At 72.3% G+C, this 17,615-nt stretch carries 14 protein-coding genes; 8 read left to right on the top strand and 6 right to left on the bottom strand.

Features of this window, described 5'->3' with window-relative positions; genetic code table 11:
* The first annotated feature begins 54 nt into the window (after window positions 1-54).
* Window positions 55-1,122, top strand: a complete 1,068-nt coding sequence (locus ACLQ25_RS05960; protein ID WP_425729858.1) for a DUF2855 family protein — start codon at window positions 55-57, stop codon at window positions 1,120-1,122.
* 13 nt (window positions 1,123-1,135) lie between these two features.
* Here the strand turns inward: ACLQ25_RS05960 and ACLQ25_RS05955 are convergent, their stop codons facing one another.
* Window positions 1,136-1,936 carry an SDR family NAD(P)-dependent oxidoreductase gene (locus ACLQ25_RS05955; RefSeq protein ID WP_425729856.1) on the bottom strand — a complete coding sequence of 267 codons (801 nt, stop codon included), beginning with the start codon at window positions 1,934-1,936 and terminating at the stop codon, window positions 1,136-1,138.
* A gap of 225 nt (window positions 1,937-2,161) precedes the next feature.
* Here ACLQ25_RS05955 and ACLQ25_RS05950 point away from each other — a divergent pair, with 225 nt between their 5' ends.
* From ACLQ25_RS05950 to ACLQ25_RS05940, 3 genes are read left to right on the top strand one after another with little or no spacing between them, the layout of a single operon-like run.
* Complete coding sequence (locus ACLQ25_RS05950) at window positions 2,162-3,994, top strand: sigma-70 family RNA polymerase sigma factor (RefSeq protein WP_425729853.1); 1,833 nt, start codon at window positions 2,162-2,164, stop codon at window positions 3,992-3,994.
* Entirely contained in the window at window positions 3,994-4,617 is a 624-nt protein-coding gene (locus tag ACLQ25_RS05945; protein ID WP_425729851.1) for a DUF305 domain-containing protein, read from the top strand. Before ACLQ25_RS05950 ends, ACLQ25_RS05945 begins: the two co-directional genes overlap by 1 nt.
* Entirely contained in the window at window positions 4,604-5,299 is a 696-nt protein-coding gene (locus tag ACLQ25_RS05940; protein ID WP_425729849.1) for a hypothetical protein, read from the top strand. The genes ACLQ25_RS05945 and ACLQ25_RS05940 overlap by 14 nt, the downstream gene beginning before the upstream one ends.
* Before the next feature lie 8 nt (window positions 5,300-5,307).
* Here ACLQ25_RS05940 and ACLQ25_RS05935 read toward each other — a convergent pair whose 3' ends face one another.
* A complete protein-coding gene (locus ACLQ25_RS05935; RefSeq protein ID WP_425729847.1) occupies window positions 5,308-5,865 on the bottom strand; it encodes a GNAT family N-acetyltransferase in 558 nt (185 codons plus the stop codon).
* A gap of 114 nt (window positions 5,866-5,979) precedes the next feature.
* On the opposite strand from ACLQ25_RS05935, the gene ACLQ25_RS05930 reads away from it, so the two are divergent.
* The 3 genes from ACLQ25_RS05930 to ACLQ25_RS05920 are packed head-to-tail and all read left to right on the top strand — an operon-like array spanning window position 5,980 to window position 9,451.
* Window positions 5,980-6,690: a siderophore-interacting protein gene (locus ACLQ25_RS05930; protein WP_425729845.1), complete on the top strand. Its 711-nt coding sequence runs from the start codon at window positions 5,980-5,982 to the stop codon at window positions 6,688-6,690.
* A complete protein-coding gene (locus tag ACLQ25_RS05925) occupies window positions 6,687-7,943 on the top strand; it encodes an MFS transporter (protein ID WP_425729843.1) in 1,257 nt (418 codons plus the stop codon). Before ACLQ25_RS05930 ends, ACLQ25_RS05925 begins: the two co-directional genes overlap by 4 nt.
* A complete protein-coding gene (locus tag ACLQ25_RS05920) occupies window positions 7,940-9,451 on the top strand; it encodes an MFS transporter (RefSeq protein ID WP_425729841.1) in 1,512 nt (503 codons plus the stop codon). The genes ACLQ25_RS05925 and ACLQ25_RS05920 overlap by 4 nt, the downstream gene beginning before the upstream one ends.
* Here the strand turns inward: ACLQ25_RS05920 and ACLQ25_RS05915 are convergent.
* From ACLQ25_RS05915 to ACLQ25_RS05905, 3 genes are read right to left on the bottom strand one after another with little or no spacing between them, the layout of a single operon-like run.
* On the bottom strand, window positions 9,448-12,315 hold the full coding sequence (locus ACLQ25_RS05915; RefSeq protein ID WP_425729839.1) for an FAD-binding and (Fe-S)-binding domain-containing protein: 2,868 nt from the start codon (window positions 12,313-12,315) through the stop codon (window positions 9,448-9,450). The two genes, ACLQ25_RS05920 and ACLQ25_RS05915, sit on opposite strands and share 4 nt — an antisense overlap.
* 26 nt (window positions 12,316-12,341) lie before the next feature.
* A complete protein-coding gene (locus tag ACLQ25_RS05910) occupies window positions 12,342-13,517 on the bottom strand; it encodes an anhydro-N-acetylmuramic acid kinase (RefSeq protein ID WP_425729836.1) in 1,176 nt (391 codons plus the stop codon).
* A gap of 11 nt (window positions 13,518-13,528) precedes the next feature.
* Window positions 13,529-15,088 carry a sodium:solute symporter gene (locus tag ACLQ25_RS05905; RefSeq protein ID WP_425729834.1) on the bottom strand — a complete coding sequence of 520 codons (1,560 nt, stop codon included), beginning with the start codon at window positions 15,086-15,088 and terminating at the stop codon, window positions 13,529-13,531.
* 242 nt (window positions 15,089-15,330) lie between these two features.
* Here ACLQ25_RS05905 and murQ point away from each other — a divergent pair, with 242 nt between their 5' ends.
* Window positions 15,331-16,224 carry an N-acetylmuramic acid 6-phosphate etherase gene (gene murQ / locus ACLQ25_RS05900; protein ID WP_425729832.1) on the top strand — a complete coding sequence of 298 codons (894 nt, stop codon included), beginning with the start codon at window positions 15,331-15,333 and terminating at the stop codon, window positions 16,222-16,224.
* 21 nt (window positions 16,225-16,245) lie between these two features.
* On the opposite strand, the gene ACLQ25_RS05895 is transcribed toward murQ, so the two are convergent.
* Window positions 16,246-17,538 (bottom strand): GAF domain-containing protein, encoded by a 1,293-nt coding sequence (locus tag ACLQ25_RS05895; protein WP_425729830.1) that lies wholly within the window; start codon window positions 17,536-17,538, stop codon window positions 16,246-16,248.
* Window positions 17,539-17,615: the final 77 nt, after the last annotated feature.

Here is a 17,615-nt window from a genome sequence, read left to right as displayed (position 1 = left end):
TTTTGCACTCCCAGTGCACTTGTCTGCGATTCGGAGGCTGTCTAGCGTCACACCATGGCTGATTCGTGGACCTTCGCCGTGGCCCGTGACGATCTCTCCCGGACCACTCTCGCCGACGGCGACGTGCCCGAGTTGCCCGATGGCGCGGCGCTGCTGCGCGTCGACCGCGTCGGCCTCACCGCCAACAACGTGACCTACGCGGTGCTCGGCGAGGCGATGCGCTACTGGCAGTTCTTCCCGCCCGGATCGCGCGGGCTCGATGCGCCGTGGGGGCTCGTGCCGCTGTGGGGATTCGCCGAGGTGGTCGCGTCGACGGTCGCCGACGTCGAGGTGGGCCAACGGGTCTACGGCTATCTACCGTCCGCCGCCCACCTGGTGGTCCGGCCGGACCGGGTGGACGCGTCCGGGTTCCGCGACGCGAGCCCGCACCGCGCCGATCTGCCCTCGCCGTACAACGCGTACCGGGCGACCAACGGTGACCCGGCCTACCAGGCCGAGCAGGAGGATCTGCTGATCCTGTTCCGGCCGCTCTTCTTCACCTCCTTCATGCTGGCCGACCAGGTCGTCGACAACGACTTCTACGGCGCGCGGTCGCTGGTGCTGTCGTCGGCGTCGAGCAAGACGGCGTACGCCGCCGCCTGCGAACTGCACCGCCGCGGCGCGCGCCTGATCGGGCTCACCTCGCCCGGCAACGTCGCGTTCACGCGGTCCCTGGGCTGCTACGACGACGTCGTCCCGTACGACGCGATCGACACCCTGGACGTGGTCGACACCGCGTACCTCGACCTGTCCGGCGCGCCCGCGACCCGGGCCGCCCTCCGCGCGCACCTCGGCGACCGGCTCGTCCGGGACATCGCCGTCGGGCTCACCACCCAGACGCCCAACGCCGACGCCGCCGGGGAGGTCTTCTTCGCGCCCGTGCAGATGCGCAAGCGCAGTAGGGACTGGGGGCGCGACGGGCTCGACGCGCGGTTCACCGACGCCTGGCAGCGGTTCGTCCCGAAGGTGAGCGGATGGCTCGACGTGCGGGTCGGCCACGGTCCGGTGGCGCTGCGGGACGCCTGGCTCGACGTCCTCGCCGGTCGTACGCCCCCACGGGTGGGCCACGTCGTCCAGTTCTGAGCACCGCCCGCCGTTACGGCACGATCGCGTCGACGTAGCCGCCGTCGACCCGGACCGCCGCGCCCGTCGTCGCGGAGGCGAGCGGAGAGGCGAGGTACGTGACCATGTTGGCGATCTCCTCCGGCTCGACGAGCCGCTGGAGCAGCGACTGCGGTCGGTGCAACCGCATGAACTCCCGCTGGGCCTCCTCCCACGGGAGGCTGTCGCCCACGAGATCGGCGACGAGGTCCTCCACGCCGCCGGTGTGGGTCGGCCCGGCGAGCACCGAGTTGACGGTCACGCCGGTGCCGGCCGCGGCCTTCGCGAACCCGCGCGAGACGCCGAGCAGGGCGGTCTTCGAGACGCCGTAGTGGATCATCTCGGCGGGGATGACGACGGCCGAGTCACTGGCGATGTACTGCACCCGTCCCCAACCGCGGTCCATCATCGCCGGCAGGTAGGCGCGGGTCAGCCGGACACCGGCCAGCACGTTCACCTCGAAGTAGCGACGCCACTCGTCGTCCGAGATCTCCAACGGCTCGGTCGGTCCGAAGATGCCGAGGTTGTTGACCAGGATGTCGACGCTGGGCAGCAGGTCGAGCGTGCGAGCCGTACCCTCGTCGGTCGACACGTCCGCGTCCACCTCGACGACCTCCGCGCCGGGGACCTCGTCGCGCAGCGCCTTCGCCGCGCGCTCCACGCTGGCGGCGGTACGGCCGTTCACGGCCACCCGCGCCCCCGCCCGCGCGAGCCCGAGGGTGATGGCCGCGCCGATGCCCTGGGTCGAGCCGGTGACCAGCGCGGTCTTACCGGCGAGGTCGATCTGAACCGTCATGTCGCGTCCCCGTCCTTGCGCACCGCACCTGCTTACCGCAGCCTCGACCGTAACGGTGTCGGCCGCACCCGGCAGGGTGAGTCGGACAGATCACGCCCGACGGCCGCGGCCGGTGTCCGGTCCGAGCAGAAAACCGTAATGTGACCTGCCACCGCTCGTCTCCGATCAGGAGGCGGTCAGCGCGCACAGGCGCTGTTCGGACCGAGCGCACAAGGAGTGGAACCCATGTCGTCAGCCGGTCGGGCAGTTGCCGATCCCGGGTTGGTCGTCGCGGCGCGACAGGGCGACCGGCGCGCTCTCGACGACCTCGTGGCGGCCTCGCTTCCGCTGGTCTACAACATCGTCGGGCGCGCGCTGCACGGTCACGCCGACGTCGACGACGTCGTCCAGGAGACCCTGGTACGGGTGATCCGGCACCTGCCCACCCTCAACGACCCGGCGGCGTACCGGTCCTGGCTGGTGGCCATCACCATCCGGCAGGTGCGCGACTGGGACCAGCGCCGACGGCTCGCCCTCAACCGGGACGCCGGGCTGGACGCGATCCACAACGTGCCCGACCCCGCCTCCGACTTCGCCGGGATGACGATTCTCCGGCTCGGCCTCACCGACCAGCGACGTGAGGTCGCCGAGGCCACCCGGTGGCTCGATCCGGACGACCAGGACCTGCTGTCGCTGTGGTGGTTGGAGGAGACCGGCGAGCTGACGCGTACCGAGATCGCCGAGGCGGCCAATCTGTCGCCGGGGCACGTCGCGGTACGCATCCACCGGATGAAGGAGCAGATCCAGAGCGCCCGCGGGGTCGTCCGCGCGCTACACGAACGACCCGGGTGTCCGGACCTGCACGCCGTGACGGCCGAGTGGGACGGCAACCCGAGCCCGCTGTGGCGTAAGCGGTTGGGCCGCCACGTCCGTGACTGTGCGTTCTGCGGTCACCTGGGCGCCGCCTTCCTGCCGATCGACCGGCTGCTCGCGGGGATGTCGCTGCTGCCGTTGCCGGCCGGCCTCAGCGCCCACATCCCGCAGGCGACCGCGCCCATGACCGTCGCACCGGCTGTCGGGTCGTCGTCGAAGGTCGCCGGCCTGGCGGCGCACGCGCCCAGTGGCCTGCTGCCGTCCCTCGCGGCTTCGGTGGCGGTGGCGGTCACCGCGGTCACCGCGTTGGTGGTGCTCCTGCCGGCTGATCCGGCCGCCGCGCCACAGGCCACGCCCTCCTGGGCCGCAGCGCCGCCCGCCTCGCCCACTGTCGTCGCCTCGCCGAGCAAGGCTCCGTCACCGAGCGTTCGTCCGTCGCCCTCCAAGGCGCCGGTGGTGCCGGCGGTCAGCTCCGCGCGCAAGGGCGTCGGGGTGTGGAACTTCGCGGGCGCGAGTCAGGCGTTGGCCAACTCGATGGCCGGTTGGTACTACACCTGGGGCACCCAGCATCCCGGCATCACCACTCCCAAGGGGGCGGCGTTCGTTCCCATGATCCGCAGCGCGGAGAACGTCAACGCCGGAGAGCTGGCCCGGGCCCGGGCCGCCGGGCCCTACCTGCTCGGCTTCAACGAGCCGGACCTGCCCGAGCAGGCCAACATGACCGTCGACCAGGCACTGGACCTGTGGCCGCAGCTGATGGCGACCGGCAGCAAACTGAGCAGTCCGGCGGTCGCCTGGGGCGGCGCGGATCCGCAGGGTTGGCTGGGCAGGTTCATGGCCGGCGCCCAGGCCCGGGGTCACCGCGTCGACTTCATCGCCCTGCACTGGTACGGCGGCGACTTCACGACGGCCGCCGCCGTGGACCAGCTCCGGCAGTACCTGCAAGCCGTCTACCAGCGGTACAAGAAGCCGATCTGGCTGACCGAGTTCGCGCTGATCCGCTACGACGGCGGGGGTCAGGTGTTCCCCACCCAGGAGCAACAGGCCGCCTTCCTCACCGCGGCCACCAGCATGCTCGGCCAACTCTCGTACGTGCAGCGGTACGCCTGGTTCGGCCTGCCCGCGACCAACAAGGACAGATCCGGGTTGTTCAGCGACGGTTCCAAGGCGACGGCGGTCGGCCGCGCGTTCCAGGCCGCGCGCTGATGACCGGTTCCGCGCTCAAGACCCCCGCCTGGCGGATCGCCGGCGTCGCCGTGACCCTGGCCGCGACGACGCTGGCCGTCGGTCTGACCTGGAACGCGGGCCGTCCGGAGCAACCCGCCGCGCCCGCGTCATCGACTCCCGCGCCTGCCGCGTCGGTGCTGCTCAACGGCACCGACGACGCCTTCATCCAACTGCTGCTCCCGATGGACGATGGTGCCCTCGCGCTCATCGACCACGTCGACACCCGTCCGTCGGCCACCGACCCCGCGCTGCGCGCCATCCTCGGTGACATCCGGACGGCGCACCGGGCCGAGGCGTCGGAGCTGCGGCGCCTGCTGGCCGCCGGCAACGTCCCGGAACAGAACATCCACGAGGGGCATCAGATGCCCGGCATGGTGACGGACGACCGCCTCACCGAGCTGCGCGCCGCCCCCGACACCGAGGTGCCGTCCCGGGCCGTCGGTCTGCTCCGGGCGCACCTCGAGCAGACAGTCGTGCTGTGTCGAGGGGAGCAGAACGCCGGAGGCAGCCCGGAGGTGAGAGCGCTTGCCGGCCGGATCCAGGCGACGCGGGCTGCCGAGCTGAGCGCTCTGGCGGGTCGCCCCGGCGATGCGGACCACTGACCTGTACGACACCGTCGGCGGTCGGACGCGGGTGTCGCGGGCTGCCCATCGTGCCGCGACGACCGGGTACCCGGACAGCGTCCGGCGAGGTCGTACCGGTGGGGCAGTGCCGGCCGGCCGAGGTGCGGCGACCACACCGGCGGCGGGTTGGCGTGGTGGCCACCGCCGTGCCACGGGCCACCACACCCTGGTCGGAGCGAGCGCGCTGGTGGGCCTCGGGTGGCTCCTCGCGATCCTCGCCGCGCCGCACGTCACCCTCTCCCCGGGCGGGCGGATGCTCGCCCTCTTCTGTCACCTGACCAGCCTGGTGGTGGGCTTCGGCGCGGTGTTGACGGTGGACTGGTTCAGTCTGCGTTGGCTGCTGCGCCGCGAACCGCTCGACGCCGTGCTGAACGCGGCACGAGCAGCTCACCCGCTCATCTGGCTGGGCCTGGTCGGTCTCGTCGTCAGCGGCACGGCGTTGGGACCCGACACGTCCTCCGCGCTGGTGTGGGTCAAGCTCGTCGCGGTGCTCGTGGTCGGCGTCAACGGGCTCTTCCTCGGCCGGGTACGGGATCGACTCGTCGCGGTCCAGGACGACCCGCGCTGGTCCGCTCTGCTGCCCGGTGTCGCCGCCGCCCTCACCTCGCAGCTCGGCTGGTGGGCCGCGACACTGATCGGCTTCCTCAGCGCGAACCGCTGATCCGGTGGTCAGGCGGCCGGGTGGTCGGCCTCGAAGCGGGACCGGGTGAGGAACGCGAGCTGGGCGCGCTTGTCCGGCATGTCGATCTCGGCATCGAAGGTGAACCCCTCCAGCACGAGGCGGCGCAGCGCGAGGCGGTTGCGGACGTCCGGCTCGACGACGATCCGCTGCGCGGTCGGGTCGCGGAACAGGAACCGCGCCAGGGCCGGACCGACCGCGTCGGTGAGGCCACGGGCGAGGTGTCGGGCCGGGCTGAGCAGCAGGTGCATCCCGATGTCGCCGGGCTGTACGGCGTACCGCTCGCCGACCGGGTCGGCGTCGGGTTGGTAGGTCTGGAACAGGCCGACCGGCTCCCCGTCGATGCGGATCAGGTACGCGTGGTGCGTGGGCAGGCCGTCGACGAAGGTGTAGATCTCGTGGACCTGGTCGAGGGTGTGCGACACCATCCCCCAGAACGAGTTCCGGGGCAGCGTGACCCACCGGTGCAGGAGCGCCGCGTCCCGGTCGGGTGCGACGGGTGTCAGGGTGAACTCGCCGAGGCCGGTGATCTTCTCCTGGTATGTCATGTCGTGCTCCTTTGCTGCTGCGGGCTGGGGTGACGCGAGGGGGACACGCGTTCCGCCTGCGGCGAGGGTAGGTTAGCCTGCCCTAACGAAGGCTCGCCTTACCTGGAGGGGTGCGTGAAGCGGAACTGGGAAGCCCTGGTCCTCAAGGCCATGGGAGGCCGGGACTTTCAGTTGACGGTGCGGGCCACCGAGTCGGTGGACGGGCATTACCAGCGGCTGCTCCTGGACGACGGCGGCCTGCTGGCGGCGTGCGGCGTCCACCCCACGATGTGGGTACGACTGTGGTTCGACAACGACGGGCGGGCGCACCAGCGGGCGTACACGCTCGTCGACCCCGACCCGGCCACCGGCCGGCTCAGTCTCGAATTCGCCCTCCACGACGGCTGCGCCGCCCGCTGGGCGACGTCGGCGCGGGTGGGCGACACCATCGTCGCCACCGTGCAGGGCAGCGCCTTCGCACTGCCCGACCCCGCGCCGGAGCACCTCTACCTCGTCGGCGACGCGGCTTCCCTGCCGGCGGTCAACAGCCTGCTCGACGCCGGCGCCGACATCCCGGCGACGGTCTGGATCGAGTACGCCCACGAGGGCGAGAAGGCCCTCGCGCCGCGCGCCCGGGCACACCACGACGTCACCTGGGTGCCCCGGGACGCCGACGGCCAGCACCTCGTCGACACCGTCCGCTCCGATCTGCCCGCCAACGACGCGGCCCACTACTGGGTCGCCTGCGAGGCGGCCACCACCCGGGGCATCACCCGGCACATCCGCCGGACGTTGGGCGTGGACAAGGACCGGCTGACCTCGCTCGGCTACTGGAGAGCCCCGTGAGAGGCCGGCTCGGCACCCTCACCGCGCTGTACGTCACCCAGTACCTCGGCATCGGCTTCATCACCGTCGGCCTCACCGCCATCCTGCGCGACGGCGGCACGTCGCTGGACACGCTGGCGCTGCTCCAGGTCGTCGGCGTGATCTGGCCCGTCAAGTTCCTCTGGGCGCCCATCCTCGACCGGTACGGCTCGCGTCGTCGTGGCCACTACCGGTCCTGGCTGCTCGTCCTCCAGAGCGCCCTGGTGCTGGCCCTGTTGGCCCTGCTGCCGTTTCCCCGTCCGGCCGACGCGCTCGGTCCGGTCATCGCCATCTGCGCCGCGTACGTCTTCTTCTCCGCCACCCAGGACATCGCCGTGGACGCCGTCGCCGTCCGGATGCTCCAGGAGGCGGACCGGGGGACCGGCAACGGCATCCAGGTGGCGGCGAGCTACCTCGGCAACCTGCTCGGCGGCGGCGCCTGCGTACTGGTCTACGACCGGTTCGGCTGGGTGCCGGCGGTCGGCCTGCTGGCCGCGATGACCGCGGTCGGGCTGCTGGTGGTGTGGCGGTTCTCCGAGCCGGCCCGTACCGATCGGGTCGACCGCGTCGGTACCGCCTACCGGGCGCTGCTGTCGGTGTTCGGCCAGCCCGGTTGCCGACGGTGGACCTTCGGCGTCGTGCCACTGGTCTACGTCGGCGCGGGCATGGCGTACGCGCTGGTCACGCCCGCCCTGGTGGACGCGGGATGGTCGCTGGGCCGGATCGGGGTGGTCACCGGCGTGGTGACCAGCGCGCCGGCCATCGTGGCCGGTCTGGTCGCCGGGTTCGGCATCGGGCGGTTCGGTCGCGGCACGATGCTCGTGGCCGGCGGGGTGGCCCTCGTGGTGTCGACGACGATGCTGCTGCCACTGCTGAACGGCCGGGCCCCACTGGGCGGGACCGTCACCGCGCTCTGCTGCTTCATGGTGGCCTACACGATCGCCAACGTCGTGCTCTACACGGTGAACATGGACTACTCGCGTCCGGGAACCGGCGGCACGGACTTCACCGTCCTGTCGTCGTTCGGCCTGGTGTGCTCATTCGTGGCCTCCTCGGTGGGCCTGGCGGCCGCGGACCGGGTCGGCTACCCGCCGGTGGCGGTCGCCGCCGTCGTGCTGGTGGCCGCCGGGGTCGCCCTGGGTCTGGCGCACCAGCGTCGGTTCCCGCGTACACCCCATGCCGTTTCCGAGGCGGCGACCGCGCGCAGTTCGACCGGCGTACGGGCGTCCGTGTGACGCTCACCCAGCCGGTCGCCGTTCCCACGGCGTCGGTCCGACCACCACACCGCTGGCTCGTCCTGGCCGTGCTCTGCGTCGCCCAGCTCGTCGTGGTGCTGGACAACACGGTGCTGACCGTGGCGGTGCCGGTGCTCACCAGCGAGTTGGGCGCCAGCACGGCCGACGCGCAGTGGATGATCAACGCGTACGCCCTGGCCCTGTCGGGGCTGCTGCTCACGGCCGGCGCGGCCGCGGACCGGTACGGCCGACGCCGGATGCTGCTCGCCGGGCTCGTCCTGTTCGGACTCGGCTCGCTGGCGGCGGGCCTCGCGAGCAGCAGCGGTCAGTTGATCGCCGCTCGGGCGGGGATGGGCGTCGGCGGGGCGCTGCTGGTCACGTCGACGCTCGCGGTGGCGATGCAGGTCTTCGACGGGCCCGAACGCTCCCGGGCCATCGGCATCTGGGCCGCCACCAGCGCGTTCGGCTTCGCGGTCGGGCCGCCGATCGGTGGCACCATCCTGGCCCACCTGCCGTGGGGCGCCATCTTCCTGCTGAACGTCCCCATCGTGCTCGTCTGCCTGCTCGTCGGGCGGGCACTCGTGCCGGAGTCCCGCGGCACGGCCGGGGGCCGCCTCGACGTGTGGGGCGCCGCGCTCTCCACCGCGGGGCTGACCGCGGTCGTCTTCGCGATCATCGCCGGGCCGGAACGGGGCTGGGCCTCGATCGAGGTGGTCGGCACGGCCGGTGCCGGCGTACTCCTGCTCGGCTGGTTCGTCCGCTGGGAGCGACGGATCGCCCACCCCATGCTGGACATGCACTTCTTCCGGAACCGGCAGTTCGTCGGCGCGGTGTCCGGGGTCGTCCTGGTCACCTTCGGGGCGACCGGCGCGCTGTTCCTGCTGACCCAGCACCTCCAGTTCGTCCGTGGCTATCCGGCCTGGGAGGCGGGCCTGCGCATGGCACCCTTCGCGCTGTCCATCGTGCTGCTCAACGTCAGTGGGGTGGCGGCCGCCGTGATCCGCCGTCTCGGGCTGGCCGCCGCGATCGCCGTCGGCATGACCCTGCTCGCGGCCGGCCTCGCGGCGGTGACCCTCCGGTCCGACGACGGGTACGGGGTGCTGCTCGCCGGTCTGCTCGTCATGGGCGTCGGCTGCGCACTGGCCAACCCGGCGATCGTGGAGGCGGTGATGAGCGCGATCCCGGCCGAGAAGGCCGGTGCCGGCGCCGGCGTGGACGGGACCATGACCGAGGTCGGCAGCAGCCTCGGCATTGCCGTACTCGGCGCCGTTCTGAACGCTCGGTTCGCGGCGCTGCTGCCCGCCGCGCTGGTCGGCGCGGACTCGTTCCCGGCGGCGCTCGCCGCCGCGCGGGAGGGACCGCAGCGGACGGCCGTGACCAGCGCGTTCGCCTCGGCGCTGGAGACCGGGCAACTGGTCGGCGCCGCCGCGGTGCTGGCCGGTGGTCTGCTCGCCGCCGCGCTGCTGCGCCGCGCGGGCACCGCCCGGACGTCGACGGCCGGCGGCTAGGCCGGCGGCTCGACCGCCTCGGCGAGCACCTCCAGCACGTGCCGGTACGGCTGCCCGGTGGCCCGACTCATGCCCATCTCGCAGGTGCGGTTGCAGGAGGCGTACGCGTCGTGCTGGCGCTGGTTGACCTCGGCGGCCTGGGCGGCGGTCGCGCCGGCAGTGACCTCGGGGTGCAGCAGTCCCCGGTCACCCGCGAAGGCGCAGCAGCCCCAACTGTCCGGCACGGTCACCGTGTCGGCGACCGCCCGGGCCACCGTGCGCAGGTCGTCGACGCCGTCGAGGTGCACGGTCGAGCAGGTGGGGTGCAGCGCGAGCGAACCGAGTCGCCGGGGCTCGGGCAGCGCCGGCAGCAGGTGCTGCGCGGTGAAGGTGACGCTGTCGACGAAGCGCGGCCCGGCGTACCGCGCCCGGTCTTCCTCGGCGAGCGCGGCGGTCAATCGGGTGAGGCCGTGGGTGCAGGACGACGCGTCGCACACGACGGGCAGCCGGCCCTGATCGCTGGCGGCCCAGAGCACGGCCAGGGTGCGCTCGGCCATCTCGCGCTGCCCGGCCGGGTAGCCCTTGGACTGCCAGGGCGTCCCGCAGCACAGACCCGCCGTGTCGGCCGGTACGACCACCGGCACCCCGGCCAGCTCACACAGGCGCAGGAACGCCGCCGCCGAGCCGCCGGACGGACCGTCCTGGGCCGCGAAGACGCTGCCGATACAGGCCGCGAAGAACACCGCCTGGGCGTCCGGCGCGCTGCGCGGCGTCGGACGGGACGCGCCGGCCCGGGGGATGTCGTCGCTCCACTGTGGTACGAGTTCGGTGCCGCCGAGGGACCGGATCACCCCGGTGGCGGCGCGGACCACCGGCGTCGGGGTGACGTGCGCGGCGTTCAGCCCGACCCGGACGCCGGTCACGGCGGCCTTCCAGTGCCGCGCGACACCGGCGGCGGTGCGCTGCGCGCGCGGGCTGTGCCGCTCGGCGCGTAGCCGCTTCATCGCCGCCCCGGTGTCGATGCCGACCGGGCAGGCGGTGACGCAGAGGCTGTCGGCGGCGCAGGTGTCCACCGCCGCGTACGCGTAGTCGTCGGTCAACTCTCGGCGGCGCTCCTCGTCACCGGCGGCGGTGGCCAGGGCGATCTGCCGTTGCAGCACGATGCGCTGCCGGGGCGTGGTGGTGACGTCGGCGGTGGGGCAGACCGGCTCGCAGTAGCCGCACTCCACGCAGGCGTCCAACTCCTCGTCGACCGTCGGGACGGCCTTGAGCTGCCGCAGGTGCACGCTCGGATCGTCGTTGAGCAGCACGCCCGGGTTGAGCAGGCCGGTCGGGTCGCACAGCCGCTTGAGTTCGCGCATGACGTCGTACAGCTCGTCGCCGTACTGCCGGCGGACGAAGGGTGCCATGGCCCGGCCGGTGCCGTGTTCGGCCTTGAGGGTGCCGCCCTCGGCGAGCACGAGATCGACCATGTCGTCGGTGAACCGCGCGTAGCGGTCGATCTCGGCCGGTGTGTCGAAGGACTGGGTGAGCATGAAGTGCAGGTTGCCGTCGCGCGCGTGTCCGAAGATCACCGCGTCGGCGTACCCGTGCCGCTCGAACAGGTCGATCAGGCCGTCGCAGGTGCCGGTCAGGCGGGGCATCGGCACCGCGATGTCCTCGAGCAGGGCCGTGGTGCCGGGCGGGCGGGCCCCGGCCACCGCCGTGTAGAGGCCCTTGCGCAGGTGCCAGAGCTTGGCCCGCTCGCGCGGGTCACGGGTCAGCTCGGTGTCGGTGACGGCCGGCAGCCGGTCGAGCACTGCACGGGCGTCGGCGAGCGTCGCGGCCAGGTGCTCCGCGCTGTCCTCGGCGAACTCCACCAGCAGCGCCGCGTGACCGGTGACGGTCAGCCCGCGCAGGGTCGCGCTCGCGCCGGGGTCGCGCTGGCTGACCCGCAGCGCGGCCGCGTCCAGCAGCTCGGCGGTACGCGCGCCTGCGGAGAGCAGGGCGGGCAGCGCGTCGGTGGCGTCGGTGAGACCGGGCAGGATGAGCAGCCCGGTGGCGGCATGGGGGTGGATCTCGACGGTGCGGAAGACGGCCTCGGCCACGAAGCCGAGCGTGCCCTCGCTGCCGATCATCAGGTGAGCGAGCATGTCGACCGGGTTGCTGTGGTCGAGCAGCGAGTTCAGCCCGTACCCCATCGTGTTCTTCATCGCGAACAGCCGCTCGACGGTGGCCCGCGAGCCGGGGTCGGACCGCACCCGGTCGCGCAGCCGCAGCAGCCCGGCGTGCAGCTCGGGTTCGGCGGCCCGCAGCCGCTCGTCGGCGTCGCGGGCGGCGGAGTCGACGACCGTGCCGGACGGCAGCACGAAACGCAGCGACTCCATCGTGCGGTACGCGTTGTCGGTGGTGCCGCAGTTCATGCCGCTGGAGTTGTTGGCGACCATGCCACCCACGGTGCAGGCGGCCTCGCTGGCCGGGTCCGGGCCGAGCCGACGGCCGTAGCGGGCCAGCCGGGCGTTGGCCTGCCGGATCGTCAGCCCCGGTTGGAGCCGGATGCGCCGCCCGTCGTCGAGCACCTCCGCGTCGCGCCAGTCGGTGCGCACGTCGACCAGGACCCCCGCGCCGCCGGCCTGCCCGGCGAGGCTGGTGCCGCCGCCGCGCAGGGTCAGCGGCACCCCGGCCTCCCGCGCGCCGGCCATCAGCGCGCCCACCTCGGCCGCCGAGGCGGCGCGGACCACCGCCTGCGGCTCGAACAGGTAGGGCGAGGCGTCGTGCGCCGCCGCGAGCCGCCGGGGCAGCTCGGCGCTGGCCCGGCTCGGGTCGTCGAGCCGGGAGCGCAGCAGGTCGGCGACCTCGCGGGCGCGGACGCCGGCGGCGGTCGGCGCGGGTACGACGGTGCTCATGGGCGGATCCTCCCGTGCGGGTGAGGTCAGTCGGACGCGACGATCAGCAGCCTGGTCGAGGCGGTGCCGCCCGGCGCGGGCAGCCGCAGCGGCTCGCGGCCGGGGGTGATGCTGCCGAGCACCGAGGCGTGCCGCGCGCCGGTGCCCGAGGGCAGGGTGCCCGGCAGACCGTGCACGGTCAGGTAGCCCAGCAGCGCGAACGCCAGCGCCTCCTTGGCGTCCGACGGGACACCCACCTCGTCGCTGGACGTCAGGTCGACGCCCGGCAGCTCGTCGACGAGCATGCCCATCAGCGTCGGGTTGTGCGCCCCGCCGCCCGAGACCACGAGCCGCGTGACACCGTGCGCGCGGCAGGCGTCGGCCACCGTGACCGCCGTCAGCCGGGTGAGCGTGGCCAGCACGTCCCGCGAATCCGGGGTGGGCACGTCGGCCAGGGCGGCGAGCAGGTACGGCAGGTGGAACAGCTCCTTGCCGGTGCTCTTCGGGCCGGGCAGCCGGTAGTACGGCTCGTCGAGCAGCCGCCGCAGCAGCGCCGGGCTCACCTGCCCGGCGGCTGCCCCGCGCCCGTCCCGGTCGTACTCCTCGACGCCGCCGCTGAAGTGGCGTACGGCGGCGTCGAGAAGCGCGTTGGCCGGCCCGGTGTCGAACGCGAGCGGGTCGGCGTCCGGCGCGACGACCGTGATGTTGGCGATCCCGCCCAGGTTGAGGGCGGCCGGGATGCCCGGCAGACCGCGTAGCAGCAGCGTGTCGAAGAGGGCGACGAGCGGTGCGCCCTGTCCACCGGCCGCGACGTCGCGGCTGCGCAGATCGGCCACGACCGGAAGCCCGGTTGCCTCGGCGATCCAGGCCGGCTGACCCAGTTGGAGGGTGCCCCGGACCACGCCGCCCTCAACCCAGTGGTGCATGGTCTGGCCGTGCGAGACGACCAGGTCGGCCCGCCCCTCGCACAGCTCGGCGAGGGCTCGCGTGCCGGCCTCGGCGAACGCCTGGCCGATGCCGGCGTCCAGCACGCAGATCGCCTCGGTGGTGGTCGGCGCGGGTGGCAGGGCGGCGGCGATCCGGGCGCGCAGCTCATCCGGGTACGGGTGGCTGAGCCGGCCCAGCGGGCGCATCCGCAGGGTGTCGCCGTTCAGCTCGAACTCGGCGGCGGCGGCTTCGATGCCGTCGTAGGAGGTGCCGGACATCAGGCCGATCACGCGCATCGCGGTCTCCTTCATGCCCGGCCCACGGGTGCCGCCGTCGTCTCGTCGTCATCGTCGACGCGGCTGTGGTCGTACGGCGTCGGGGCCGGGTGGAACCAGCTCGACACCACGCCGACGGCCAGGGTGATCAGGACGCCGATCGGCACCAGCCACTGGGCGGCGATGGCGGTCGCGGTGGTGGTGCCGGCCGTCGTCACATCGATCTTGACGTAGCGGACGATGTAGGTCATCACCGCGATCGTGACGAGGAAGGCGATCACCGCGTCGATCTGGTTGGCCCGCTTCACCAGGCGGCCGAGCAGGAACGCGCCGAGCAGCGCTCCGTAGGTGTAGCCGGCGATGGTCAGACCGGTCAGGTAGACGTTTCCGGTGCTGGAGCTGAACGCGCAGGCGAAGATCGCCATGAACACCGCCCAGACCAGGGTCATCACCCGGGCCAGTCGGAGCATGACGTCGTCCGACGGCGCCTTCTTGAAGAAGCTGTGGATGAAGTCCGCGACGGTGGAGTTCGACATCGAGTTCAGCGCCGACGACAGCGATCCCATCGCCGCGCCGAGGATGCCGGCGACCAGCAGGCCCGAGATGCCCACCGGCAGGGCGTGCAGGATGAAGTTCGGGTACAGGTTGTCGGTGCTGTTCAGGCCCAGTTCCTTGAAGGTCTGGCCCTTGTTGTACGACCACAGCAGCGCCCCGACCAGCGAGAACGCCGCGAACTGGATGACCACGAAGATGCCCGAGGAGACCATCGCGAGCTGACCCTCGCGCAGCGTGCGGGTCGACAGGATGCGCTGGACGATGAGCTGGTCCGAGCCGTGGCTGGCCATCGCGAAGATGGCGCCACCGATGATCGCGGTCGGCAGGGCGAACGGGCTGGTGAGCACGTGCGCGAGGTCGAAGTTGGTGTCGAAGAGCTGGAACTTGCCGGCGTCCAACGCCTGCGAGTAGCCGTCGAACCCGATGGCGTGGCTGAGCACCGCGACGGCCAGGATCGCCCCGCCGAGGTAGAGGCCCATCTGGATGGCGTCGGTCCAGATGACCGCCTTGATGCCACCGAGGTAGGTGTAGACCACCGTGATCAGCGTCAGCACGACGATGATCGCCTGGTAGCCGACGTTCAGCCCGAACTCGTCGAGGAGCAGCTTGATCGGGATGGCCGAGGCGAACAGTCGTACGCCCTCGGCGAGCAGGCGGGTGAAGACGAAGGTGATCGACGCCAGGCCCTGGAGTTTCAGGCCGAACCGCTCACCGAGGTACTGGTAGGCGCTGACGAAGCCACCGCGCTTGTAGAGCGGGATGAGCACCGCGGCCACGATCACGCGGCCGATCACGTAACCGAGAGCCAGTTCGACGTTGCCGAAGCCCTGACTGCTGTACGCGCCGCCGGGCACGCTGATCACGGTCAGCACGCTGGTCTCGGTGGCGACCACGGAGAACGACACGGTCCACCACGGCAGTTTTCCCTCGCCCACGAAGTAGTCCTTGGACGACTTCTGTTTACCGGACAGGCGTAGTCCGACGGCGGCGATCACCACGAGGTACAGCACGATCACGACAAGGTCGAGTTGACGCACGGTTCACTCCCAACCAGCGGGGTTGTCAATAAGTGACGTTGGCCCACACTAACCCGAAACTTTTTGCCAGTGCCCGTCCGGTCTGGTTACGCTGTGGTCTCAGCCTGCCGATACGGGCGGACGCGAGGCCCAAACGGTGCGTTGCCGGCGGATTCTCAACGATCTGGCGCGCGTCGCCGAACTGGTCAGGGAGCACTCGCCCGGTCGGCGACTGAGTCACCAGCGAGAGGAACGAACACCCCGTGGACCTCAGCACCCTCGGCACCGAGACCCGCAACGACAACACCACCGACCTCGACCGCATGTCGCCCACCGAGATGCTCCTCGCCATGAACGACGAGGACCACACGGTCGCGGACGCCGTCCGCCGGGCCGTGCCGGACATCGCGGCCGCCGTCGACGTCGTCGTGGCATCGCTGCGCCGAGGCGGTCGGTTGATCTACCTGGGCGCCGGCACCAGCGGCCGGATCGGCATGCTCGACGCCGTCGAGTGCCCACCGACCTTCGGTACGCCGCCCGAGCGGGTCGTCGGTCTGCTCGCCGGCGGGGCGGGCGCGTTCGGCGTCGCCGTCGAGGGCGCGGAGGACGACCCGGACCGTGCCGTCGCCGATCTCGACGCGATCGGCGTCAGCGACCGCGACACGGTGGTGGGGCTCGCGGCCAGCGGTCGTACCCCGTATGTGGTGGGTGGGTTGGCACACGCCCGCGCGCGGGGAGCGAGCACCGTCTCCGTCGCCTGCAACACCGACGCGGTGATCAGCCGGCACGCCGACGTCGCCATCGAGGTGCCCACCGGCCCCGAGGTGCTCACCGGCTCGACCCGCCTCAAGGCCGGCACCGCCGAGAAGCTCGTCTGCAACATGCTCTCGACCGCCACGATGGCCCGGCTCGGCAAGGTCTACGGCAACCTGATGGTCGACATGAACGCCACCAACGCCAAGCTCGTCGACCGCGCGCGTCGCATCGTCGCCGAGGCCGCCGACACCGATCTCGACACGGCCGCGGGGGCGTTGGCCGCGGCGGGCGGCCACGCCAAGACGGCCATCGTGCTGCTGCTCGCGCACTGCACCGCCGAGGAGGCCGCGGCACGGCTGCGCGAGGCCAACGACGACGTCCGGGCGGCCGTCGCGGCCTGACCGGCCATCGCGCCGGCGCGGTCAGCGGTTGACGTACGCGGCGAGGCCGCCGAGCTCCTCGCTGGCGATGAACACCGACCGCACGTTGAGGATGGCCTCCTCCACGTGCGTGTCGCAGCCCCAGGCCGAGTCGCCCCACGAATCGGCGATCTTGATCCTGGCGGGTGCTGAGCAGCCCTGAACCCCGCCGAGCTGGCAGTGCTCCGGATGCGGTCGGGCGGCCTGGGCGGCCGCGGCGTTACGCATCCGCTCGGTGAGCTCCGCGGCGGCGGCCGCACGCTGCTCCGCCTCGGCGCGCAACTGCCGCTCCGCGCGTACCGCCTTCGCCAGCTCCTCGTGGGCTGCCCTGGCGCGCGCCTCGGCGGCCGTCTTCGCCTGCTCGACATGGTGACGCTCGATGGCCAGGGCCGCGGTGTCGGCGAAGACCCGGGCCAGGGCCAGGTCGGTGTCCTGCGGCACGCGCGGCGCGCGGTGGTACATGGCGAAGGTGCCCAACAGGCCGCCGTCGCGGGCCAGGATCGGCATCGACCAGCAGGCGGCGAGGCCGGCCCGCCCCGCCAGATCCCGGAAGTCCGCCCAGAAGGGGTCGGTGGCGATGTCGGTGACGATGACCGGCTCCCGCCGGTACGCGGCGGTGCCGCACGAGCCGACACCCTCGCCGGTGGCGATCCCGTCGATGGCCTCGTTGTAGAACTCGGGCAGGCTCGGCGCGGCCCCGTGGCGCAGGTGCCGGCCGTCCTCGTCAGCGAGTAGTACGGACACGAGCACCTGCTCGGGCGTCAGATCCTCGATGCAGCGGGCCATCCCGTCCAGCACCTCGGTCAGCGGCGCCTGACGGGCGATCTGCTCCAGCAGGGCGCGGTGCTCGGCCATCAACCGCTGGGCGTGCTTGACCTGGGTGATCTCCACGCCGATCACCCGGATGCCGGTCACCGTGCCGTCGGCGTCGCGGCGCGGCTCGTAGGTGAAGTCGAAGAACGCCTCCCGCGCGTGCGGCCCGACACCCAGCATGATCCGGGCGTCCCGACCGGTGTACGGCTCACCCGTGCGGTAGACCTCGTCCAGCAGGTCGAGGAAGCCCTGACCGGCCAACTCGGGCAGCATCTCGGCGACCGTGATCCCGGTGCGCGCGCGTTCGGAACCGATGGCGGCGAAGAACGCCGGGTTCGCCGCCTCCACCACGTGCGTGGGCCCCACAAGGGACGCGAACACCGCGATGGACTGCCCGAACAGCGTCCGCAGATCCTCCTGCGCCGCCTGCCCGGCGTCCGGAGCCCGTACGGCGGTCGCCCGCTGGTCTGGTACCGCCGTCATGCTTCGGTCGCCCCTCTCCGACACGCCTTCCGCCGCCGCACCGCTGGATCGCGGTCCGCTCACCCTGGCCAGGATAC

This window comes from Micromonospora sp. DT44 (genome assembly GCF_049841635.1).
Lineage (GTDB): Bacteria > Actinomycetota > Actinomycetes > Mycobacteriales > Micromonosporaceae > Micromonospora.
The sequence above is the reverse complement of the archived record's forward strand: the minus strand, read 5'-3'. Positions and strand labels throughout refer to the sequence as shown.

What these genes read in the sequence shown, in the direction of transcription:
- ACLQ25_RS05895 (WP_425729830.1), bottom strand. Translation starts at nt 17,538, where the DNA reads ATGACGGCGGTACCAGACCAGCGGGCGACCGCCGTACGGGCTCCGGAC.
- ACLQ25_RS05940 (WP_425729849.1), top strand. Translation starts at nt 4,604, where the DNA reads ATGCGGACCACTGACCTGTACGACACCGTCGGCGGTCGGACGCGGGTG.
- ACLQ25_RS05915 (WP_425729839.1), bottom strand. Translation starts at nt 12,315, where the DNA reads ATGAGCACCGTCGTACCCGCGCCGACCGCCGCCGGCGTCCGCGCCCGC.
- ACLQ25_RS05955 (WP_425729856.1), bottom strand. Translation starts at nt 1,936, where the DNA reads ATGACGGTTCAGATCGACCTCGCCGGTAAGACCGCGCTGGTCACCGGC.
- ACLQ25_RS05910 (WP_425729836.1), bottom strand. Translation starts at nt 13,517, where the DNA reads ATGCGCGTGATCGGCCTGATGTCCGGCACCTCCTACGACGGCATCGAA.
- ACLQ25_RS05950 (WP_425729853.1), top strand. Translation starts at nt 2,162, where the DNA reads ATGTCGTCAGCCGGTCGGGCAGTTGCCGATCCCGGGTTGGTCGTCGCG.
- ACLQ25_RS05935 (WP_425729847.1), bottom strand. Translation starts at nt 5,865, where the DNA reads ATGACATACCAGGAGAAGATCACCGGCCTCGGCGAGTTCACCCTGACA.
- ACLQ25_RS05945 (WP_425729851.1), top strand. Translation starts at nt 3,994, where the DNA reads ATGACCGGTTCCGCGCTCAAGACCCCCGCCTGGCGGATCGCCGGCGTC.
- ACLQ25_RS05960 (WP_425729858.1), top strand. Translation starts at nt 55, where the DNA reads ATGGCTGATTCGTGGACCTTCGCCGTGGCCCGTGACGATCTCTCCCGG.